This window comes from Streptococcus sp. HMSC062D07, assembly GCF_001814215.1.
GTDB lineage: Bacteria > Bacillota > Bacilli > Lactobacillales > Streptococcaceae > Streptococcus > Streptococcus infantis_I.
The window spans coordinates 212,062-233,500 of sequence record NZ_KV815326.1 but is presented as its reverse complement, the minus strand read 5'-3'; the positions used below and the strand labels follow the sequence as shown (position 1 = coordinate 233,500).

Here is a 21,439-nt window from a genome sequence, read left to right as displayed (position 1 = left end):
TGAGGTCGGTGGTTCGAGTCCACTCGTGCCCATTAATAGGAGAATTACTCAAGAGGCTGAAGAGGACGGTTTGCTAAATCGTTAGGTCGGGTAACTGGCGCAAGGGTTCGAATCCCTTATTCTCCGTAATTAAAGAGCTTTATAGCTCTTTTTTTATTGTCTTAGTCTTATATTATTCTTTTTATAACTTTTAAATATTTGATATAATGTAAGTGAAGTCACTACAATAATTAGATAACTATAAAGGAGTTTGTTATGGAAGAAAAGGGTATTTTAGGAGTCTTACTAGTTCTATTCGTGAGTCTTTTTATGTTTGGCTGTAGTAATCATAGTTCCGAAAATTCTAATCATGGGCTTAGTTTATCAACAACTGTTAGTCAATCTAATACTAATGAACAAACTTCCGTAGAGTCTAAGAAAAATTTTAAAGAATTTTACAAGCCAGTTTTTGATAATTATCAAAAAATACTTTCTACACCGAAGGAAGTAAATGCAATCGCTGATCTCTATAAGAGTTTACAAGGCTCCGAACGCACTATCAATAGTTGGTCTGTTGAAAATTCGGTTAACCAAGCAGATGAAATGCGTTATGCCTTTGCAGATTTAAATAACGATGGGATAGAGGAACTTCTGATTGCGGACCTAAATCTGAGTGGCAAATATTTCTTAACCGGCCTATATTATTTGAAAGCCGGGAAACCAGTCCTTTTAGCTGAAGGATTTACTGCTGGTCATGGTGGAGCAAGAAATGCAGCCCTTGTCTATAAAGGAGGAGAGGTTCTGGAGCTTAGCTGGTCCTCAGGTACGGGTCAAGGTTATGGAACTCTTTATCAGCTTAATGATAAGCAAGAGCAAGTGACTATACTCCAAGAAAAAGAGATTCAAATACAAGCAAATGATATTGCTGCTGATTTTGGAAAAAATGCATCGGATCAAATTGACTTAAGAGGCCTCGATTGGCAGAAATTTGAAAGCTCTACTAGCAGCAAGACTATTTCGAGTGAAGAACAAAAGGCGCCTTGGAATGCTAGCAAGTCTGCTAAATTAGAAGCCTTCATAAAAGGGTGGGGAGAAAGACTAGGACAACCCAATTACCAAAAGGGAATCGCAGGAGGAGATGTGGGGGCTGACCACCTCTATACACTTAGGGATGATGGACCAGGTGAGAAAATGAACGCTGAGTATACGGAGACAGGTCTAGGAAATGCCCAGTACCGAATTGTAGAGCGTTATAGTAATTGGGATAAATTTCCAGATGTTCATAGCTATTACTTTGCTATAACCAACACAGGAGAAGCTATCGTCTTTCATTCACCAACAACTAATGGCGGAGTCATGTACTTAAAACCAACAGAAAATACAGAAATTCAAGCGGAGTTTAAACGTTTGGTGGAAGAAGAATAATCAATCATAATGGAGAGTTTGGCCTTAGCCAAACTCTTTTTCTTATATATGATTTCAAATCAAAATTGTTGACAGATGTAATATCTAGTGTTACAATATTATAATAATGATTACACTCTTATAAAAAGTGAGATAAGGATCTTAGCTTTTAAGGAGATGGTGAGGAAGAATATGATTGAATATAAACATGTAGCCTTGCGCTACACGGATAAGGACATTTTAAAAGATGTCAATCTCCGCATTGAAAATGGAGAATTCATGGTGCTAGTGGGTCCTTCAGGATCTGGAAAGACCACCATGATCAAGATGATTAACCGTCTCTTGGAGCCGACAGATGGCAATATTTATATGGATGGGAAACGCATCAAGGACTATGATGAACGGGAACTCCGTCTATCAATAGGTTACGTCTTACAGGCTATTGCTCTTTTTCCAAATCTAACAGTTGCTGAAAATATTGCCCTTATTCCTGAGATGAAGGGCTGGAGTAAGGAACAAATAGCCTCTAAAACAGAAGAACTCTTGGAAAAGGTGGGGCTGCCTGCTGCAGAGTATGCAGAGCGCATGCCTAGCGAGTTATCGGGTGGGGAGCAACAACGGATTGGGATTGTGAGGGCCATCATTGCGGAACCAAAAATCTTACTGATGGATGAGCCTTTCTCTGCTCTCGATGCCATTTCTCGCAAGCAGTTGCAGGCTCTGACTAAAAAATTGCACAAAGAGTTTGGTATGACCACTATCTTCGTGACTCATGATACGGACGAGGCAGTGAAATTAGCAGATAGAATTGCAGTATTGAAGGATGGGGAAATTTGTCAGGTTGCTGACCCTGAAACAATTTTACAAGCACCTTCGACAGACTTTGTAGCAAACTTGTTTGGAGGTGGCCTTCATGTCTAATTTCATTTCAACCTTTCAAGAGCGTTTTAGTGAATGGGTAACAGCTCTGGGACAACACTTACAATTATCTCTTTTAACCTTATTGGTCGCTATTTTTCTGACCATCCCACTTGCGGTTTATCTAAATGGTCACAAAAAAGCATCGACCTGGGTGCTACAAGTTGCAGGTATCTTCCAGACCATTCCTTCCATGGCTCTTCTGGGACTTTTCATTCCATTGATGGGAATTGGAACCTTACCAGCCCTTACAGCTCTAGTCATTTATGCGATTTTCCCAATTTTGGAAAATACAATCACAGCCTTGAACGGCATAGATCCTAGTCTGGAGGAGGCAGGGATTGCTTTTGGAATGACCAAGTGGGAGCGACTTAAGAAGTTTGAAATTCCACTTGCCATGCCTGTTATTGTATCGGGAGTTCGTACAGCAACCGTTATGATCATTGGGACAGCGACTTTAGCCGCTCTTGTTGGAGCTGGAGGATTGGGCTCCTTTATCCTTTTGGGAATTGATCGTCGGAATGCTAGTCTGATTTTAATCGGTGCAATCTCATCAGCCATTTTGGCCATTCTCTTTAATGTTGTTCTCAAATGGTTGGAAAAGGCAAAGCTGCATACGATTGTTGCGACTTTTGCTATCATGGTCCTTGGCTTGGGAGCTAGTTATGCTCCAAGAATCATTCCACATAATGAGAAAGACAATCTGGTTATAGCTGGGAAGTTGGGACCTGAACCTGAGATTCTCATGAATATGTACAAGCTTCTCATTGAGAAAAATACCAATATGACAGTGACGGTTAAACCTAACTTTGGGAAGACTGACTTTCTTTATCAAGCTTTGAAAAAAGGGGACATTGATATTTATCCTGAGTTTTCGGGTACTATAACCGAAAGTTTATTGCAGCCCTCCCCAAAAGTTAGTCATGATCCAGAGAAGGTTTATGAAGTGGCGCGTGATGGTATCTTAAAGCAGGATCAGCTCGCTTTTCTTAAGCCTATGGCTTATCAAAATACTTATGCTATAGCAGTTCCCAAAAAAATTGCGCAAGAATATGGACTTAAGACGATTTCAGACTTGAAAAAAGTAGAAGGACAGCTCAAGGCGGGATTCACTCTGGAGTTTAATGACCGTGAGGATGGAAACAAGGGTTTGCAGTCTGTTTATGGATTAAATCTCAATGTAGCCACTATGGAGCCAGCTCTTCGCTACCAAGCCATCCAGTCAGGAGATATTCAAATCACAGATGCTTACTCAACGGATGCAGAAATTGCTCGTTATGATTTGGTAGTTTTAGAGGATGATAAACAACTCTTCCCTCCATACCAAGGCGCTCCGCTGATGAAAGCTGAATTACTCGAAAAACATCCTGAGTTGGAAGCAGTCCTCAATAAACTAGCTGGTAAAATCACCGAGAGCCAGATGAGTCAGATGAACTATCAAGTCGGAGTAGAAGGCAAGTCTGCTGAAGAAGTAGCACGGGACTTTCTCCTTCAAGAAGGAATTATTCAAAAATAAACGTAGAAAAGACTTTATACTAACAAAAACCCCATCTTGCTTAAGACAAGATAGGGTTTTTGAATTAGATTAAAAGTAGTATAAGTGTTAACAAGACAGCTAGTGAAATCCTTATGATGTGATGAGACTTTTTAAAGGTGCCTTTCTGTTTGTCATTCCAATAGGCTCCGTAACAGATGAGGAAAACTCCGATTATCCAAAGTAATAGAGAAATGATGGGGATAAAAATCTCAAACATAATAGGCATATAGAAATGAAGGAAAAGAGAAAGCATCGTGAGAATACTACCAAAGAGGATGCATTTGATTCCTCTGTTAAAGTTTTTTTTTTAACCTCTAAAGATGCAACTATCAGATGGTAGAGTGAGAAAGGGAGAGTGAGTATAAGAATGATGAGTGCAAGAAAGATAAAGGTGTAGATAGGATTCTTCCTTTCATTTAGTATTTAAATCTATAATTTTTTAGAGTTCATTTCCATTACGTCTAAGTAAAATCTCACGACTTGGTTTTCCTTATAGGATTTTCCTTTTTTGATCCACCAGGTCAATGTTTCGATAAAGTTAGTTACGACAAAATGCTTGAGATAGGAAGTAGGAATATTAGGATAGGAAACTTGCAAGTCCTCTGCTACCATGGGGTAAACATGATGTTCTAGCTCTTTCTGTAATTGACGGAGGAAGTAGTCGTTTTTTGAGAAAAGGAGGCTGGTGACGTGGTCCTGGTTTTTCTTAAAATGTGAAAAGATATGGGACAAATAAGCTTCTGTAGATATATTTTTCTCGCGTTCAAAAAGATGATGAAAGAGATAACGGCAGAGCTCGTCTAGGAGTATTTCTTTACTTTCATAATGGCTATAAAAGGTGGAACGTCCCACATCTGCGAGATCAATGATTTCTTGAACCGTGATGGTTTCATAGTCTTTTTGGTTGAGTAATTGTAAAAAAGCATTATAAATAGCTTTCCGAGTTTTGGTGATGCGACGATCTTGAGCTGGCATATGGACAATTTGAACAAACTATTCAGTAACGTACAAAGCGAACGGTTTGCTTCTATCCTTTCTTTGAGTTTTAGTGGATAATGATAATGAACAAAGTGTTCATAAATCTATTATAACAAAGGAATGAGAAAGATGAAGGCAAAATATACTGTTTGGGTAGCTTTTTTCTTAAATTTAAGCTATGCTATTGTTGAGTTTATCGCTGGAGGAATCTTTGGTTCGAGTGCTGTTCTTGCTGATTCTGTCCATGATTTGGGAGATGCAATCGCAATTGGGCTATCAGCCTTTCTAGAAACAATCTCCAATCGTGAAGAGGATAGTCGTTACACCTTGGGTTACAAACGGTTTAGTCTCTTAGGAGCCTTGGTAACGGCTGTGATTCTCATGACAGGGTCCGTTTTGGTTATTTTGGAAAATCTAACGAAACTATTTCATCCCAAACCTGTCAATGATGAGGGCATCCTCTGGTTAGGAATCATTGCAGTAAGTATCAATCTGCTAGCTAGTCTAGTGGTTCGTAAAGGAAAAACAAAGAATGAGTCTATTCTTAGCCTGCATTTTTTGGAAGATACCCTTGGTTGGATAGCAGTCATCCTGATGGCCATTATTCTCCGATTTACGGATTGGTATATCTTAGATCCTCTCTTGTCGCTTGTCATTTCCTTCTTTATCTTGTCAAAAGCCATTCCACGTTTTTGGAGCACGCTCAAGATTTTCCTCGATGCCGTGCCAGAAGGAGTGGATATCCAGCGAGTAAAGAGTGATTTGGAGCAACTGGACCACGTTGCTAGTATCAATCAGCTCAATCTCTGGACCATGGATGGTTTGGAAAAAAATGCCATTATCCATGTTTGTCTAAAAGAAATTGAACAGATGGAGCTTTGCAAGGAATCGATTCGAAGCATACTCAAAGATTGTGGTTTCCAAAATATCACCATTGAAGTTGATGTAGACCTAGCAACTCACCAAGCCCATAAGCGCAATATGGAGGAGATAGAAGCTGTCCAAAGCCATGGACATGAACATTATCATTAATGAACTATAGTATAAGTGAGCGAAAGCTTGATAAAAAGTGTATACTAAAGGTAGTTAGATACAGAGAGGTAAATGTTTATGAAATCAGCAGTTTATACTAAGGCAGGTCAGATCGGTATTGAAGAAGTCAAGCGTCCAAGCATTCAAGAATCAGATGATGTGATTATCCGTGTGGTTCGTGCTTGCGTATGTGGTTCAGACCTATGGAGTTACCGAAATCCAGATATTAAAGCGGGACATAAAAATAGTGGACACGAAGCGATCGGAATCGTCGAAGAAGTTGGTGAGGCTGTCACTACTGTAAAACCAGGTGACTTTGTCATCGCGCCTTTCACTCATGGTTGTGGAGAGTGTGATGCCTGTCGTGCTGGTTATGATGGGACTTGTGACCGCCATATTGGCACCAACTGGTCAGGTGGTGTCCAGGCTGAGTATATCCGTTTCCATTTTGCCAATTGGGCACTTGTGAAAATTCCAGGTCAACCTTCTGATTATACAGAAGGTATGCTAAAGTCCCTCTTGACTCTTGCTGATGTCATGCCGACCGGTTACCATGCAGCGCGTGTGGCTAATGTGCAAAAAGGCGACAAGGTTGTGGTTATTGGGGATGGTGCTGTTGGCCAATGTGCTGTCATTGCGGCTAAGATGCGTGGAGCTTCACAAATTATCCTTATGAGTCGTCACGAAGATCGACAACAAATGGCCTTGGAGTCAGGAGCGACAGCTGTTGTGGCCGAACGTGGGGAAGAAGGCATTGCCAAGGTGCGTGAAATCCTCGGAGGAGGAGCAGATGCAGCACTTGAGTGTGTTGGTACTGAGGCGGCTGTTGAACAAGCACTGGGTGTCCTTCATAATGGCGGTCGTATGGGAATTGTTGGTGTGCCTCACTATAATAACCGTGCCCTTGGTTCGACCTTTGCTCAGAATATTTCTGTTGCGGGTGGAGCAGCTTCTGCAACAACGTACGATAAGCAATTCTTGCTCAAAGCTGTTCTTGATGGTGATATCAATCCAGGTCGTGTCTTTACTTCAAGCTATAAACTGAAAGATATCGACCAAGCTTACAAAGCTATGGATGAACGCAAGACTATCAAGTCTATGATTGTGATGGATTAAAAAAAGAAAAACCTAATAGGATTTGAGAATCTCTATTAGGTTTTTTTATGTTTAAGTGTCGTACTTAATGCAAGGTGCTTTCTCTTAACGTCAGTTTGGTTCCAAGCATGGTGAGGCTTGGAGTTTTACGCCCATGAAGAACTTCTCTGTTAAGAATATCCATTCCTGTACGTCCCATTTCTTCGGTGTAGACTGAGATGCTGGAAAGGGGTGGGAACACTTGCTTGGTTAGAATAGTATCATTAAAGGAAATAATGCTGACGCGCTCTGGTATGCTGATGCTGGCTTCTTGAAGGGCGCGAAGGGCTCCGATTGCTAAACTATCACTAGCTGCAAAAAAGGCTTGTGGAAGTTTATCTCCTAACTTTTCGATAGCCTCTTTCATCAAGTCGTATCCAGATTGGGCAGTAAATAGACCTTGGAAAATGAATTTCTCGTTATAAATTCCTTTTTCTTGTGTATAGGATTTAAAGTAACCTAAGCGTTTGTCTGCGATGACTTCTTCTTGGTCAGTAGTAGTTTCAAGACCGGATAAGATACCAATCTTCTTAATCCCGTGGTCTGTAAAGTAATCGACTACCTGTCTAACAGCATTATTAAAATCTGTAATGACACAGGTGTGGCCCAAGGCTATGGTGTCACTATCTAGAAAAACTAGAGGTTTTTGATACTCTTCAAATGATGCAATCTGTGCTTGGCTAAATTTTCCAATACAAAGAATTCCAATGACTTCTTCGCTAAGCGTAAAAGGTTGATCATTGAAATAGCGTAAGATTTCGTAATCTAATTCTTGTGCCCTATTTTCGATTCCTAGTCGAATCTGGTAGTAGTAGAGGTCTTCTAACTCACCTTGTTCGCTGACCCATTGGATAATGGCAATCTTTTGTTTAAGTTTGTGACTTTCGCCTGTTTTGAGATGTTTGGTATAACCTAGTTCTTCGGCGACAGTTAAAATACGATGTCGGGTTTCTTCTGTGACAGATAGACTCTGATCGCGATTGAGGACACGGGATACAGTTGCGATTGAAACAGAGGCTAACTGAGCAATATCTTTAAGTGTAGCCATAATTCCCCTCCTTTTTAGGTTATTATATCATATTTTTCTATCTTTTTACTCATAGTTTAGTAAAATATCGGTAAAAATGTTGACCAAAGCAAAACCCTTGGGTACAATAGAAGAAAACGATTACAGGGTAAACTTTTTTACCTAACAAATTGTCAAAGGAGAATTCATATGACACAACATCTTACTGCTGATACACTTCGCAAGGACTTTCTTGCGGTTTTTGGTCAAGAAGCAGATCAAACTTTCTTCTCACCAGGCCGTATCAACTTGATTGGGGAGCATACTGACTATAATGGTGGCCATGTTTTCCCAGCTGCTATTTCGCTAGGAACTTATGGAGCTGCACGTAAGCGTGATGACCAAGTTTTGCGTTTCTACTCCGCAAACTTTGAGGACAAAGGCATTATCGAAGTTCCTCTAGCTGATCTTAAGTTTGAGAAAGAGCACAACTGGACCAACTATCCAAAAGGTGTCCTTCATTTCTTGCAAGAAGCTGGGCATGTGATTGATAAAGGTTTTGATTTCTATGTCTATGGGAATATCCCGAATGGTGCTGGTTTGTCATCTTCAGCTTCTTTGGAGCTTTTGACAGGTGTCGTGTCAGAATACCTCTTTGACCTAAAATTGGATCGTCTAGATTTAGTAAAAATCGGGAAATTGACAGAGAACAACTTTATTGGAGTTAATTCTGGTATCATGGACCAATTTGCTATCGGTATGGGGGCAGACCAACGTGCTATTTACCTTGATACCAATACTTTAGAATATGACTTGGTTCCCCTTGATTTGAAGGACAATGTTGTTGTTATCATGAATACCAACAAACGCCGTGAACTAGCAGATTCTAAGTACAATGAACGTCGTGCTGAATGTGAAAAAGCAGTAGAAGAACTCCAAGTGGCCTTGGACATTCAAACCTTGGGTGAATTGGATGAATGGGCTTTTGATGAATATAGCTACCTGATCAAAGACGAAAATCGCTTGAAACGTGCGCGTCATGCAGTTCTTGAAAACCAACGTACCCTTAAAGCGCAAGCGGCTCTTCAAGCAGGAGATTTAGACAAGTTTGGTCGTTTGATGAATGCTTCTCATGTTTCACTTGAGCACGATTACGAAGTAACTGGCTTGGAATTAGATACCCTTGTTCATACAGCTTGGGCTCAAGAAGGTGTTCTCGGTGCTCGTATGACAGGAGCAGGTTTTGGTGGCTGTGCGATTGCCTTGGTTCAAAAGGATGCTGTTGAGTCCTTTAAAGAAGCTGTAGGCAAGCACTATGAAGAAATCGTTGGTTACGCTCCAAGTTTCTATATCGCTGAAGTGGCAGGTGGAACTCGCATCCTTGAATAGTCAGAAGGAGGTTATTTAGTGACCTTAGTAGAAAAATTTGTGACCAAAGTCATTGCAGAAAGTAGCTTTGAAGAGTTGGATCGAATCTATCTAACCAATCGTGTTTTAGCGTTGGTGGGAGATGGAGTTCTTGAAGTTGAGACTGACCAGGATGATTTGATTGAACTAAAAGATCAGCTTGTCGAGGAAGCCGTTCGATTGGAAACAATTGAAGATAGTCAGACTGCGCGTGAGATTCTCGGTGCTGACCTCATGGACTTGGTAACGCCTTGTCCAAGTCAGGTTAATCGTGATTTTTGGGATACCTATGCCCAGTCACCAGAACAGGCAATTTCGGATTTCTACCAACTCAGTCAGAAGAATGACTACATCAAACTAAAGTCTATCGCAAAGAATATTGCTTATCGTGTACCATCTGACTACGGTGAATTAGAGATTACCATCAATCTCTCTAAGCCTGAAAAGGATCCAAAAGAGATAGCGGCGGCTAAGTTGGTTAAGTCGAGTAACTATCCTCAATGTCAGCTCTGTATGGAAAATGAAGGATACCATGGTCGTGTCAATCATCCAGCTAGAAGCAATCACAGGATTATTCGTTTTGATATTTCTGGGCAGGAGTGGGGCTTCCAGTATTCGCCTTACGCTTACTTTAATGAGCACTGTATTTTCCTAGATAGCAAGCATCGTCCTATGGCCATTAGTCGCCAAAGTTTTGAACGTTTGTTAGCGATTGTGGAGCAATTTCCAGGCTACTTTGCAGGTTCGAATGCTGATTTGCCAATCGTGGGTGGCTCCATCCTGACCCATGATCATTATCAAGGTGGTCGTCATGTTTTCCCAATGGAAGTGGCTCCTATTCAGAAAAACTTTATCTTTGAAGGTTTTGAAGCTGTCAAAGCAGGGATTGTTCAGTGGCCTATGTCTGTGATTCGACTAACTTCAGATTCTAAAGAGGATTTGACAGAACTAGCGGATAAAATCTTACTGGCTTGGCGTCAGTACTCAGATCCAAGTGTACAGGTCTTGGCAGAAAGCAATGGAACTCCGCATCACACTATCACACCGATTGCGCGTAAACGAGATGGACAGTTTGAGTTGGATTTGGTCTTGCGGGACAATCAAACATCTCCAGAGCATCCAGATGGTATCTATCATCCCCACAAGGATGTCCAACATATCAAGAAGGAAAATATCGGCTTGATAGAGGTCATGGGTTTGGCTATCTTGCCACCACGCTTGAAGGAAGAAGTGGAGCAGGTAGCAGCTTACCTAGTCGGAGAGGATGTTTCAGTTTCAGATTATCACCAAGAATGGGCAGATGAGTTGAAAGAATCCCATCCTGGATTGACTGACAAAGACCAAGCTCTTAATATCGTCCAAGAATCTGTAGGAAAAATCTTTGCTCGAGTTTTGGAAGATGCAGGAGTTTACAAGCAAACAGAAGAAGGACAAGCTGCCTTTATGCGCTTTGTGGAGCAGGTTGGTATTTTGCCCGAATAAGTGCTTGTCTCTTGCGTAGAGTCTTGAAAAGTAGTATCATAGTGTCGTTTGAAATATCAGGAGGAACGTATGAAAGATTTTCACTTTGACGCTATATCTGCCTTTGAAAATTACGAAATTGAAAAAATGAGAGACGGTCACGTGGTGGTGACAACAAAAGTAGTGGACTCCTCACTCAACTATTATGGGAATGCCCATGGAGGCTATCTATTTACCCTTTGTGACCAAATCAGTGGTCTTGTGGTGATTTCGCTAGGATTAGACGGGGTGACACTCCAGTCTTCCATCAACTATCTGAAAGCTGGAAATCTAGGGGATGTTCTCACTATCAAAGGAGAATGTGTCCATCAAGGACGTACCACTTGTGTCGTCGATGTTGACATCATCAACCAAGATGGCCGAAATGTCTGCAAGGCAACCTTCACCATGTTTGTCACAGGACAACGGTCTGAAGATAGACAGGTGAGGATATAGAAACAAAAAAAGAGGCAAGTGCCTCTTTTTTTATTACTTCCCCACTGTAATGCTCTGTCATGCTGTTCACTAAATCTTAAAAAATAGCTATCTGGATCTAGAACTGCAAATTCATGAGGATGGATATAATGGTCGCTAATACGAAATTTTCTTTTGTTATACCCTATGCTCTTCAGTGAAAAAATGTTGCCTATTTAAATAAACTTTAAAAAATGATAAAATATTTGTAAGCCAAGTACTTTAAGGAAATTCAGCATTATGAAAAGCAAAATTTTATTAGGTTCTATGACGCTCTTATCTGCGTTTATACTAGCAGCATGCGGAAATGGAGACAAGAAAACAAACGAAACTACAGCGGAACCAACAACAGAAGTAACAATAACTGCGGACACTTCTGATGAGACAAAAGCAGTCTCATATACAGACACTCAACGTATCGGAAGCGATGATATTGGGTATGTTAATATCCCGAAAGATTGGATATTCACTAAAAGCCAATATACGGAAGAAATATTACAGTACGAGTCAAAAGATAAAAATACCAGAGTCCTACTAAATTCTTTCGCTAAAAATGACGTACATCCACAGAACCAGGACGCTTTTGGAGTAAAGTTCATTGCTACTTATTTTTATAATACCCTTCGAAGCGAAGAAACTGTAGTCGATATAGACGGTGAATGGTCAAAGGTGGCTGGAATGAACGCCTATGTGCTTAAATCACACAAAAGAAATGGAGAGTATCTTTTTGACTGGTTTTTCCAAAAAGGCGAAAAAGTATACGTCTTCGGACTTGAAGGTACAGAGGAAAATATTACAACTTTCAGACCTATGCTCGAACAATCTTGGGGCTTAGATCCAAAAACTCCAGGTAAATAATCACTCACACACTAAAAGAGACTAATCAACGTGATTAGTCTCTTTCTTTTTTTGTTTCTTTTTCCACTGTAGTGTTCTATTATCTTATTCACTAAATCTTAAAAAATAGCCATCTGGGTCTAAAACTGCAAATTCATGAGGATAGATATACTGTTCGCCAACACGAAATTCTCTTTTGGTCAATGGACGATGAATAGGATAGTTAGATTCTAATAATTTCTGATAGAGTCGAGGGACATCCTCTATGCCAAAGGAAATGTTGACTCCACGACCAGAGGGGTAGGTCAGTTCAACTAATTCATCCTTTGTTCCCTCCTCTAACATTAGCTGGCAATCTTCAAGAGACAGGAAGAGAAATTTTTCTTCTGGTCGCTCATATTCGATCGTAAAACCCAGTAAATCACAGTAGAAGGAACGGGACTGTTCTATATTTGAGACCATAAACTCAGGAATAACTGCATTGTAGTCCATAAAGAAACTCCTTACAATTCAATCTCCAAGACAATCGGTGTATGGTCTTGGCGTGGGCCTGAGTCAATCATGTCTGACTTGGTAACCTTATCTGCTACACGGTTACTTGTGAGCCAGTAGTCGATTCTCCAGCCTGTATTGTTGATTTTTGAAGTTTTGCTACGTTGTGCCCACCAAGTGTAGCGTTCTGGAACATCTCCGTGAACATGGCGGAAGGTATCTGTAAATCCTTTGGCTAAAAGGTTTGTAAATCCTTCACGTTCTTCGTCTGTGAAACCTGGTGAACGACGGTTGCTTGCTGGGTTGGCAAGGTCAATTTCCTTGTGGGCAACGTTGTAGTCACCTGTAGCAAGAACTGGTTTTTTCTTGTCTAACTCAGCCAAGTATTCCGCATATTTGACGTCCCAGACTTGACGTTCTTCCAAACGTTTGAGTCCATCACCTGCATTTGGTGTGTAGACTTGAGTCACGAAAAATTTATCAAATTCCAAAGTAATGATGCGGCCTTCCAAGTCCATAGTAGAAGGGGCGCCAATCTCTGGGAAGCTAATAGTTGGAGTGAGTTCTTTCTTATAGAGGAACATGGTTCCAGCATAGCCTTTACGGGCAGGCTCTTGAGAGGAACGCCAGGTGTTTTCGTAGCCTGGGAAGAGTTCTTCCAGTACCTCAAGGTGTTTTTTAGTAGGACCTTTAGCTGAAAGCTTGGTTTCTTGGATAGCGATGATATCAGCGTCTTCGGCTACCAAAGTTTGGAGAACGTCTTGAGACAATTTCGCACGCGCAGAGTCGCTCGTCAATGCTGCATTGAGGGAATCAATATTCCATGAGATCAGTTTCATAGTGTGTTCCTTTTCATTCAGATTATAGACAATATTATACCAGAAAAAGATGTATTTCCCCAGCGTATAGTTTGAAAAATCAAGGTCATTCCTATATAATAAAGAATGATTTATGTAAAAGATTGAAAATAAATGAAATGTTACTCCTATGAATATTTTTATCGCTGAGTATGACAAAGTTTAAGTTAGTGTCATCACCTATGAATAGGAAAAACCTGAGGCAGTCGCCTCAGGTTTCCATTTGTCATTAGAAAGGAATTTTATGTCCATCATCCAAAAACTCTGGTGGTTTTTTAAATTAGAAAAACGCCGTTACCTAGTTGGAATTGTAGCTTTGGTTTTGGTTTCTGTACTAAACCTTATCCCACCGATGGTCATGGGGCGCGTGATCGATGCCATTACTTCAGGACGATTAACACAGGATGAGCTCCTGCTTCATCTCTTTTATCTCCTGCTTGCTGCTTTCGGGATGTACTACCTGCGCTATGTTTGGCGTATGTATATCCTAGGGACCTCCTACCGACTTGGGCAAATCATGCGTTCAAGACTATTTGAACACTTTACAAAAATGTCGCCTGCTTTTTATCAGAATTATCGAACAGGGGATTTGATGGCTCACGCAACCAATGATATCAATGCCCTGACTCGTTTAGCTGGTGGAGGTGTCATGTCTGCGGTAGATGCCTCAATCACAGCCTTGGTGACTTTACTGACTATGCTCTTTAGCATCTCGTGGCAGATGACCTTGGTTGCTATTCTTCCCTTACCATTTATGGCCTATGCGACTAGTCGTCTGGGGAGAAAGACTCATAAGGCTTTCGGAGAATCACAAGCAGCCTTTTCTGAACTCAACAATAAGGTTCAAGAATCTGTATCAGGTATCAAGGTAACCAAGTCCTTTGGCTATCAGTCTGATGAATTGGCATCTTTCCAGGAAGTCAATGATTTGACCTTCCAAAAGAATCTGCAAACCATGAAATATGATAGTCTCTTTGACCCGATGGTTTTGCTCTTTGTTGGTTCTTCTTATGCCTTAACTCTCTTAGTCGGTGCCTTTATGGTACAAGCGGGGCAGGTAACCGTCGGAAATCTGGTCACCTTTATCTCTTACTTGGATATGCTGGTCTGGCCTTTGATGGCGATTGGTTTCCTCTTTAATATTACTCAGAGAGGAAAAGTTTCTTATCAACGTATTGAGAGCCTCTTGTCTCAAGAATCACCTGTGAAAGATCCAGAGTCTCCACTTGACGGGATTGAAAATGGGCGTTTAGACTATGCCATTGATAGTTTTGCCTTTGAAGACGAGGAGACGTTGCGAGATATTTACTTTAGTCTTGAAAAAGGGCAAACTCTAGGCTTGGTTGGGCAAACTGGTTCAGGGAAAACCGCTTTGATTAAGTTGCTCCTACGTGAGTATGACGTTGACCAAGGGGCCATTTATCTAAATGGTCATGATATTCGTGACTATCGACTAGCTGACTTACGAAGTTTGATGGGATACGTCCCACAGGACCAATTTCTCTTTGCTAGCTCTATCCTAGACAATATTCGATTTGGGAATCCTGACCTGCCTTTCTCAAAAGTAGAAGAAGCAACCAAGTTGGCTCAAGTCTATCAAGATATTCAAGCCATGCCCCAGGGATTTGATACGGTTATCGGCGAAAAAGGTGTCAGTCTATCTGGTGGACAAAAGCAACGTCTGGCTATGAGTCGGGCTATGATTTTAAATCCTGATATCCTGATTTTAGATGATTCCTTGTCAGCTGTAGATGCCAAGACAGAGTTCGCTATCATCGATAATCTCAAGGAAACTCGCAAAGATAAAACGACCATCATTACTGCCCATCGTCTCAGTGCAGTTGTCCATGCAGATTTGATTTTGGTTATGCAAAATGGTCGCATCATTGAGCGAGGGACACACGAAGACTTACTCGCCTTGGATGGTTGGTATGCACAAACCTACCAGTCTCAGCAGTTAGAAATGAAAGGAGAAGAAGATGCGCAATAAACAAGCACAATGGGCTGTATTGAAACGCTTGATGTCCTATCTCAAGCCCTATGGTCTCCTCACCTTTTTAGCACTCGCCTTTCTCCTTACGACGACTGTTATCAAGAGTATCATCCCCTTGGTAGCTTCGCACTTTATCGACCAGTATCTAAACAACCTTAATCAGCTTGCTGTTACAGTTTTGCTAGTTTACTATGGTCTCTACATTCTTCAAACTATTGTCCAATATGTAGGGAACATCCTCTTTGCGCGAGTGTCCTACAGTATCGTTAGAGATATCCGACGTGATGCCTTTGCTAATATGGAGAAGCTAGGCATGTCTTATTTTGATAAAACACCTGCAGGTTCCATCGTTTCTCGTTTGACCAATGACACTGAGACTATTAGTGATATGTTTTCAGGAATCTTATCCAGCTTTATTTCAGCAGTCTTTATCTTTGTAACAACACTTTATACCATGCTCGTTTTGGACTATCGTCTGACAGCTTTAGTATTGCTCTTTTTACCCTTGATTTTCCTTTTGGTCAATCTCTACCGTAAAAAATCGGTCAAGGTTATCGAAAAAACCAGGAGTCTCTTGTCAGATATCAACAGTAAACTTGCAGAAAATATCGAAGGAATTCGCATCATTCAAGCCTTTAACCAAGAAAAACGCCTGCAAGAAGAGTTTGATGAGATAAACCAGGAACACCTAGTCTACGCTAACCGTTCAGTAGCCTTGGATTCTCTCTTTTTACGTCCAGCTATGAGTTTATTGAAGCTATTGGGCTATGCGGTTTTGATGGCTTACTTTGGTTATCGTGGTCTTTATATGGGGATAACAGCAGGGACCATGTATGCTTTTATCCAGTATATCAATCGTCTCTTTGATCCACTCATCGAGGTAACACAAAACTTTTCTACCCTTCAAACATCCATGGTGTCAGCAGGTCGTGTCTTTGCACTTATCGATGAGACTAACTATGAACCAGCCCAAGAAAATGGACAAGCGGAGATTAGAGAAGGAAATATCCGTTTTGAACATGTGTCCTTCTCTTATGATGGGCAACACCAGATTCTCGATGATATCACCTTTACCGTCAATAAAGGTGAAACCATCGCCTTTGTCGGGCATACTGGCTCTGGGAAATCCTCTATCATCAATGTTCTTATGCGCTTTTATGAATTCCAGTCTGGTCGGGTTTTACTTGATGGTGTGGATATTCGTAAGTATAGTCAAGAGGAGTTGAGAAAAAATATCGGTCTGGTCCTACAGGAACCTTTCCTCTATCATGGGACCATCAAGTCCAATATCGCCATGTACCAAGATATCAGCGATGACCAGGTTAAGGCAGCAGCAGAGTTTGTGGATGCAGATTCTTTCATTAAGGACCTTCCATTAGGCTATGATGCTCCAGTATCTGAGCGTGGTTCGAGTTTCTCTACTGGACAACGTCAACTACTTGCCTTTGCTAGAACCGTTGCCAGTCAACCGAAAATACTGATTTTGGATGAAGCAACAGCCAATATCGACTCTGAAACAGAAGCTCTGGTCCAAAATTCCCTAGCTAAGATGAGACAAGGTCGGACAACCATTGCCATCGCCCATCGTCTCTCTACTATCCAAGATGCCAACTATATCTATGTCCTTGATAAGGGACGTATTATTGAGAGTGGAACCCATGAGGAACTTTTAGCCCTGGGAGGTACCTATCACAAGATGTATAGTTTACAAGCAGGAGCTCTATCCTAAGGAAGAATTCCTTTAAAATACAGATTTCTTGCACTGCCTCTTTTATTTTGTGGTATAATGTAGAATGTTAATAAAGATTACATATTAAAAACAGAGGAGAATGTGCATGCTGAAATGGGATGAACTACCTCAAGAAATGCAATTAGATGAGGTAAAACCATACTACCAGCTTGTTTCTAAAAGAAAAGGCTCTCTGATTCTCAAGCGCTGTCTAGATTTGTTTCTAGCCTTGATCTTGTTAATCTTGACTTCACCCGTATTTCTAATTCTAAGTATTTGGATCAAACTAGATAGTAAGGGTCCAGTTATTTACAAGCAGGTGCGGGTAACCCAGTACAACCGACATTTCAAGATTTGGAAATTCCGGACCATGGTGACAGATGCGGATAAAAAAGGAAGTCTGGTGACTTCTGCAAATGATAGCCGCATCACCAAGGTTGGAAATTTCATTCGCCGTGTTCGTTTGGATGAACTTCCGCAATTGGTCAATGTCCTCAAAGGGGAGATGTCCTTTGTGGGAACTCGTCCAGAAGTACCACGTTATACAGAGCAGTACAGCCCTGAAATGATGGCCACCTTGCTCTTGCCAGCAGGGATTACATCGCTTGCCAGCATTAACTATAAGGACGAGGATGCTATTATCAGTCAAATGACTGCAAAAGGTATGACGGTTGACCAGGCCTATGTCGAAAGAGTCCTACCAGAAAAGATGCACTATAATCTAGCCTACCTACGTGATTTTAATTTCTTCGGGGATATTAAGATCATGTTCCAGACTGTATTTGAAGTTTTAAAATAAGTAGTTGCAAGATTGAAACCAATCAAAGGAGTAAAACAATGACAAAGTATAATATTCCATTTTCACCACCTGATATTACCGAAGCTGAGATTGCTGAAGTAGCAGATACCCTCCGTTCTGGTTGGATCACAACAGGTCCAAAGACAAAAGAATTGGAGCGTCGTCTGTCTGTCTATACTCAAACGCCTAAGACAGTCTGCCTCAACTCTGCAACAGCAGCTCTTGAATTGATCTTGCGTGTGCTTGAAGTGGGCCCTGGCGATGAAGTTATCGTTCCCGCTATGACTTATACAGCATCATGTAGCGTCATCACTCACGTAGGTGCTACACCAGTTATGGTTGATATCCAAGGTGATACCTTTGAAATGGATTATGACAAGCTTGAGCAAGCGATTACTGAGAAGACTAAGGTTATCATCCCAGTAGAACTTGCAGGGATTATCTGTGACTATGACCGTTTGTTCCAAGTTGTTGAGAAGAAACGTGACCTCTTTACAGCTACTAGCAAGTGGCAAAAGGCCTTTAACCGTATTGTGATTGTCTCTGATAGTGCTCATGCTTTGGGTTCAACCTATAAAGGACAACCAGCTGGTTCCATTGCAGACTTTACGTCCTTCTCTTTCCACGCAGTTAAGAACTTCACAACTGCTGAAGGAGGAAGTGCTACTTGGAAAGTTAATCCAGCTATTGATGATGAAGAAATGTACAAGGAATTCCAAATTCTATCTCTTCATGGTCAAACCAAAGATGCACTTGCCAAGATGCAACTAGGTTCATGGGAATATGATATCGTAACTCCTGCCTACAAGTGCAACATGACGGATATCATGGCTTCACTTGGTCTGGTTCAGTTGGACCGTTATCCTGCTTTATTACAACGTCGTAAGGACATCGTGGAACGCTATGACCGTGGATTTGCAGGGACTCCTATTCACCCATTGGCTCATAAGACAGATACTCTTGAATCTTGTCGTCACCTCTACATCACCCATGTAGAAGGAGCGAGTCTCGAACAACGCAACCAAATCATCCAAGAATTGGCCAAAGCAGGAATTGCAAGTAACGTTCACTACAAACCGCTTCCTCTTTTGACAGCCTATAAGAATCTTGGATTTGACATGGCTGATTATCCACGAGCTTATGCTTTCTTTGTAAATGAAATTACACTACCACTTCACACGAAATTAACGGATGAAGAAGTAGACTATATCATTGAGACTTTTGTCAGAGTTTCTGAAGAAGTTCTTGCTTCTACAAAAAACTAATTAAAAAAATTAGTAAAAAATGAATGAAAACGGTTGACAAAGAAAAGGCAATAACCTATAATTAACTCAACAAATCAGAAAAGTAGTTATTTTTGATCTTCAGGGAGCCTGTGGTTACTGTGAACAGGTGGTTGAAACTAGTGAAATTGGGCTGATTTTAAAAGTGAATTTGAAACAATGAAAATTCGGTGGGCACACCTTACAGTGCAACTTGTTGTTAGACAAGGCAGAGATGTAAAGAAGATAGTTTCTTTACAAATGAGGTGGTACCGCGTTACAAACGCCCTCACATGGAAGAAAAATCCGTGTGTGGGCTTTTTTCTATCCGTCATTTTGTTTATCTTTTATTAGGGTGTTAAGTCGCTTTGATGAACTTGAGTTCTATCTACAGCTCCTTGCCTACTACTAAAAGCAAATAAAAAGTCGGATTCATACAGAAGGAGGAAAAATTTATGACAACTAAAGGATATTTTGGACAATTTGGTGGTAGTTTTGTACCAGAACCAATTCAGGCTTTATTAGATGAGTTGGAAGTGACTTTTGAAAAATACAAGGATGATCCAGAGTTTTTAGCTGAGTTTCGCCATTACTTGAAGGATTATTCAGGTCGTGAAACACCACTCTATTTTGCTGAAAGCTTGACAGAGCACCTCGGTGGAGCTAAGATTTATCTCAAGCGTGAAGACCTTAACCACCTTGGATCTCACAAACTTAATAATGTTTTAGGTCAAATTCTTCTTGCTAAACGCATGGGTAAAAAACGTGTGATTGCTGAAACAGGAGCTGGTCAGCACGGTGTTGCGACAGCTGCAGCGGCAGCCAAATTTGGTATGGCATGTGATGTCTACATGGGGGCAGAAGATGTGGAGCGTCAACGTCTCAATGTCTTCCGCATGGAGATGATGGGAGCAACTGTTCATGCAGTTGAAACGGGAACTCGTACTCTTAAAGATGCGGTTGATGCAGCCTTTGGAGCATGGATGAATGACCTTGAGGCTTTCTATGTTCTAGGTTCGGCTGTAGGTCCTCACCCTTATCCAACCATTGTTCATGAATTCCAAAAAGTCATCAGTGAAGAATCACGTCGTCAAATCTTGGAAAAAGAAGGACGTCTGCCAGACTACGTTATTGCCTGTGTAGGTGGTGGTTCTAATGCCATCGGAGCTTTTTCACAGTATGTAGCTGATGAAGAAGTTAAATTGGTTGGGGTAGAAGCTGCTGGTCACGGTTTAGATACCGACAAACACGCGGCAACAATGACCAAGGGTAGTGTAGGAATTGTCGATGGAATGAAGACCTATGCAGTCTTTGGTGAAGATGGAAATGTTGCACCTGTTTACTCTATCTCTGCTGGTTTAGACTATCCAGGGGTTGGACCAGAACACGCCTTCTTTAAAGACTCTGGTCGTGTAGAGTATGTTGCAGCGACTGATGAAGAAGCTGTCCAAGCCTTACTTTTACTTAGCAAGACTGAAGGAATCATCCCAGCTATTGAGAGTTCCCATGCTATCGCAGAAGCAGTCAAACGAGCACCAAAACTAAGTAAAGATGAGATTATCGTCATCAATGTCTCTGGTCGTGGAGACAAGGACGTAGCTGCTATTGCAGACTATCTTGAAGCTAAAAAATAAAAGATGGAAAAGATACAGAGATTTCTCTCACAGAGAGCTTGTGGTTGCTGAAAACAAGCAGAGAAAACTGTAAGGTTGGGTCCATCTGAAAATGAGAGAAGAAAACATGATTCTCAAGGGAGTGCCCTTTATCGCACAGCCTGTTACAGGAAGGTTCTGAGACAGGAATGAGAGATAGGAGAATTCCTATAATTGAGGTGGCACCGCGAATTTCGTCCTCACGCAAGTTATTTTGCGTGGGGATTTTTATATATTTACCTCAGATATTGCGATTAATTTTTTAAATTTTTTCAATAAATAGGTCGTTATACAATATTTACGAACGAAGTGAGTTTCTAAAAGATGTTTCCCACCATGGTGGTATCCTAGAGAAGCAAAGATGCTTCTCTAGGACGGAATTTTTGAGACATATGGCTCAAAAATTAGGGATGAAATTTCGGAGAAAGTTGCTCCCGTCCGCACTATTT

The 21,439-nt window shown here is 41.1% G+C and carries 18 protein-coding genes, 1 tRNA gene, 1 pseudogene and 2 other annotated features; of the genes and pseudogenes, 15 read left to right on the top strand and 5 right to left on the bottom strand.

Translation table 11 applies throughout. The features are described 5' to 3' along the window. Nucleotides 1-38 precede the first annotated feature (38 nt). The 4 genes from HMPREF2957_RS04310 to HMPREF2957_RS04295 all read left to right on the top strand — a co-directional run bounded on the left by HMPREF2957_RS04310 (nt 39) and on the right by HMPREF2957_RS04295 (nt 3,817). Nucleotides 39-126 (top strand) — tRNA-Ser (locus tag HMPREF2957_RS04310). A 129-nt stretch (nt 127-255) separates the two neighbouring features. Next, nucleotides 256-1,404, top strand: a complete 1,149-nt coding sequence (locus HMPREF2957_RS04305) for a DUF4767 domain-containing protein (protein WP_070677766.1) — start codon at nt 256-258, stop codon at nt 1,402-1,404. Between the two features lie 171 nt (nt 1,405-1,575). After that, nucleotides 1,576-2,304, top strand: coding sequence for an ABC transporter ATP-binding protein (locus HMPREF2957_RS04300; RefSeq protein ID WP_070677764.1), 729 nt, complete (start codon nt 1,576-1,578; stop codon nt 2,302-2,304). After that, nucleotides 2,297-3,817: an ABC transporter permease/substrate-binding protein gene (locus HMPREF2957_RS04295; RefSeq protein WP_070677762.1), complete on the top strand. Its 1,521-nt coding sequence runs from the start codon at nt 2,297-2,299 to the stop codon at nt 3,815-3,817. Before HMPREF2957_RS04300 ends, HMPREF2957_RS04295 begins: the two co-directional genes overlap by 8 nt. A 450-nt stretch (nt 3,818-4,267) precedes the next feature. Here HMPREF2957_RS04295 and HMPREF2957_RS04290 read toward each other — a convergent pair whose 3' ends face one another. Continuing rightward, entirely contained in the window at nt 4,268-4,813 is a 546-nt protein-coding gene (locus HMPREF2957_RS04290) for a TetR/AcrR family transcriptional regulator (protein ID WP_070677760.1), read from the bottom strand. Between the two features lie 132 nt (nt 4,814-4,945). On the opposite strand from HMPREF2957_RS04290, the gene HMPREF2957_RS04285 reads away from it, so the two are divergent. Next, a complete protein-coding gene (locus HMPREF2957_RS04285) occupies nt 4,946-5,848 on the top strand; it encodes a cation diffusion facilitator family transporter (RefSeq protein WP_070677758.1) in 903 nt (300 codons plus the stop codon). 78 nt (nt 5,849-5,926) lie between these two features. Then, nucleotides 5,927-6,964 carry a zinc-binding dehydrogenase gene (locus tag HMPREF2957_RS04280; RefSeq protein ID WP_070677779.1) on the top strand — a complete coding sequence of 346 codons (1,038 nt, stop codon included), beginning with the start codon at nt 5,927-5,929 and terminating at the stop codon, nt 6,962-6,964. Between the two features lie 64 nt (nt 6,965-7,028). Here the strand turns inward: HMPREF2957_RS04280 and HMPREF2957_RS04275 are convergent, their stop codons facing one another. After that, nucleotides 7,029-8,030, bottom strand: coding sequence for a LacI family DNA-binding transcriptional regulator (locus HMPREF2957_RS04275; RefSeq protein ID WP_070677755.1), 1,002 nt, complete (start codon nt 8,028-8,030; stop codon nt 7,029-7,031). Between the two features lie 168 nt (nt 8,031-8,198). On the opposite strand from HMPREF2957_RS04275, the gene HMPREF2957_RS04270 reads away from it, so the two are divergent. The 3 genes from HMPREF2957_RS04270 to HMPREF2957_RS04260 all read left to right on the top strand — a co-directional run bounded on the left by HMPREF2957_RS04270 (nt 8,199) and on the right by HMPREF2957_RS04260 (nt 11,351). Further along, complete coding sequence (locus HMPREF2957_RS04270; protein WP_049494334.1) at nt 8,199-9,377, top strand: galactokinase; 1,179 nt, start codon at nt 8,199-8,201, stop codon at nt 9,375-9,377. Nucleotides 9,378-9,395: 18 nt separating this feature from the next. Continuing rightward, entirely contained in the window at nt 9,396-10,877 is a 1,482-nt protein-coding gene (locus HMPREF2957_RS04265; protein WP_070677753.1) for a UDP-glucose--hexose-1-phosphate uridylyltransferase, read from the top strand. 69 nt (nt 10,878-10,946) lie between these two features. Next, a complete protein-coding gene (locus HMPREF2957_RS04260; RefSeq protein ID WP_006152721.1) occupies nt 10,947-11,351 on the top strand; it encodes a PaaI family thioesterase in 405 nt (134 codons plus the stop codon). A gap of 65 nt (nt 11,352-11,416) precedes the next feature. Here HMPREF2957_RS04260 and HMPREF2957_RS09365 read toward each other — a convergent pair. Continuing rightward, nucleotides 11,417-11,506 (bottom strand): annotated as a pseudogene (locus HMPREF2957_RS09365) (VOC family protein); the annotation flags it as partial. Between the two features lie 103 nt (nt 11,507-11,609). On the opposite strand from HMPREF2957_RS09365, the gene HMPREF2957_RS04255 reads away from it, so the two are divergent. Next, a complete protein-coding gene (locus tag HMPREF2957_RS04255; protein ID WP_070677751.1) occupies nt 11,610-12,227 on the top strand; it encodes a hypothetical protein in 618 nt (205 codons plus the stop codon). An 84-nt stretch (nt 12,228-12,311) separates the two neighbouring features. Here HMPREF2957_RS04255 and HMPREF2957_RS04250 read toward each other — a convergent pair whose 3' ends face one another. Both HMPREF2957_RS04250 and HMPREF2957_RS04245 read right to left on the bottom strand, forming a co-directional pair. After that, nucleotides 12,312-12,698 (bottom strand): bleomycin resistance protein, encoded by a 387-nt coding sequence (locus tag HMPREF2957_RS04250; RefSeq protein ID WP_070677749.1) that lies wholly within the window; start codon nt 12,696-12,698, stop codon nt 12,312-12,314. 11 nt (nt 12,699-12,709) lie between these two features. Continuing rightward, on the bottom strand, nt 12,710-13,537 hold the full coding sequence (locus HMPREF2957_RS04245; protein WP_070677747.1) for an exodeoxyribonuclease III: 828 nt from the start codon (nt 13,535-13,537) through the stop codon (nt 12,710-12,712). Between the two features lie 262 nt (nt 13,538-13,799). On the opposite strand from HMPREF2957_RS04245, the gene HMPREF2957_RS04240 reads away from it, so the two are divergent. The 5 genes from HMPREF2957_RS04240 to trpB all read left to right on the top strand — a co-directional run bounded on the left by HMPREF2957_RS04240 (nt 13,800) and on the right by trpB (nt 20,972). Further along, a complete protein-coding gene (locus HMPREF2957_RS04240; protein ID WP_070677745.1) occupies nt 13,800-15,545 on the top strand; it encodes an ABC transporter ATP-binding protein in 1,746 nt (581 codons plus the stop codon). Next, complete coding sequence (locus tag HMPREF2957_RS04235; RefSeq protein WP_070677743.1) at nt 15,535-17,277, top strand: ABC transporter ATP-binding protein; 1,743 nt, start codon at nt 15,535-15,537, stop codon at nt 17,275-17,277. Before HMPREF2957_RS04240 ends, HMPREF2957_RS04235 begins: the two co-directional genes overlap by 11 nt. Nucleotides 17,278-17,383: 106 nt before the next feature. Next, complete coding sequence (locus HMPREF2957_RS04230; protein ID WP_070677741.1) at nt 17,384-18,076, top strand: sugar transferase; 693 nt, start codon at nt 17,384-17,386, stop codon at nt 18,074-18,076. 38 nt (nt 18,077-18,114) lie between these two features. Continuing rightward, complete coding sequence (locus HMPREF2957_RS04225) at nt 18,115-19,341, top strand: DegT/DnrJ/EryC1/StrS family aminotransferase (protein WP_070677739.1); 1,227 nt, start codon at nt 18,115-18,117, stop codon at nt 19,339-19,341. 60 nt (nt 19,342-19,401) lie between these two features. Beyond that, nucleotides 19,402-19,632: a binding site (T-box leader), on the top strand. A 161-nt stretch (nt 19,633-19,793) separates the two neighbouring features. Then, entirely contained in the window at nt 19,794-20,972 is a 1,179-nt protein-coding gene (trpB, locus tag HMPREF2957_RS04220) for a tryptophan synthase subunit beta (RefSeq protein ID WP_070677737.1), read from the top strand. Further along, nucleotides 20,963-21,195 (top strand) — a binding site (T-box leader). It overlaps the preceding gene by 10 nt. The last annotated feature ends 244 nt before the right edge of the window (nt 21,196-21,439 follow it).

Bases quoted from the DNA above. Each gene is read 5' to 3' on its own strand.
- HMPREF2957_RS04225 (WP_070677739.1), top strand. From the start codon at position 18,115: ATGACAAAGTATAATATTCCATTTTCACCACCTGATATTACCGAAGCT.
- HMPREF2957_RS04300 (WP_070677764.1), top strand. From the start codon at position 1,576: ATGATTGAATATAAACATGTAGCCTTGCGCTACACGGATAAGGACATT.
- HMPREF2957_RS04270 (WP_049494334.1), top strand. From the start codon at position 8,199: ATGACACAACATCTTACTGCTGATACACTTCGCAAGGACTTTCTTGCG.
- trpB (WP_070677737.1), top strand. From the start codon at position 19,794: ATGACAACTAAAGGATATTTTGGACAATTTGGTGGTAGTTTTGTACCA.
- HMPREF2957_RS04250 (WP_070677749.1), bottom strand. From the start codon at position 12,698: ATGGACTACAATGCAGTTATTCCTGAGTTTATGGTCTCAAATATAGAA.
- HMPREF2957_RS04280 (WP_070677779.1), top strand. From the start codon at position 5,927: ATGAAATCAGCAGTTTATACTAAGGCAGGTCAGATCGGTATTGAAGAA.
- HMPREF2957_RS04260 (WP_006152721.1), top strand. From the start codon at position 10,947: ATGAAAGATTTTCACTTTGACGCTATATCTGCCTTTGAAAATTACGAA.
- HMPREF2957_RS04275 (WP_070677755.1), bottom strand. From the start codon at position 8,030: ATGGCTACACTTAAAGATATTGCTCAGTTAGCCTCTGTTTCAATCGCA.
- HMPREF2957_RS04295 (WP_070677762.1), top strand. From the start codon at position 2,297: ATGTCTAATTTCATTTCAACCTTTCAAGAGCGTTTTAGTGAATGGGTA.
- HMPREF2957_RS04235 (WP_070677743.1), top strand. From the start codon at position 15,535: ATGCGCAATAAACAAGCACAATGGGCTGTATTGAAACGCTTGATGTCC.
- HMPREF2957_RS04230 (WP_070677741.1), top strand. From the start codon at position 17,384: ATGCTGAAATGGGATGAACTACCTCAAGAAATGCAATTAGATGAGGTA.
- HMPREF2957_RS04290 (WP_070677760.1), bottom strand. From the start codon at position 4,813: ATGCCAGCTCAAGATCGTCGCATCACCAAAACTCGGAAAGCTATTTAT.
- HMPREF2957_RS04245 (WP_070677747.1), bottom strand. From the start codon at position 13,537: ATGAAACTGATCTCATGGAATATTGATTCCCTCAATGCAGCATTGACG.
- HMPREF2957_RS04305 (WP_070677766.1), top strand. From the start codon at position 256: ATGGAAGAAAAGGGTATTTTAGGAGTCTTACTAGTTCTATTCGTGAGT.
- HMPREF2957_RS04255 (WP_070677751.1), top strand. From the start codon at position 11,610: ATGAAAAGCAAAATTTTATTAGGTTCTATGACGCTCTTATCTGCGTTT.
- HMPREF2957_RS04240 (WP_070677745.1), top strand. From the start codon at position 13,800: ATGTCCATCATCCAAAAACTCTGGTGGTTTTTTAAATTAGAAAAACGC.
- HMPREF2957_RS04285 (WP_070677758.1), top strand. From the start codon at position 4,946: ATGAAGGCAAAATATACTGTTTGGGTAGCTTTTTTCTTAAATTTAAGC.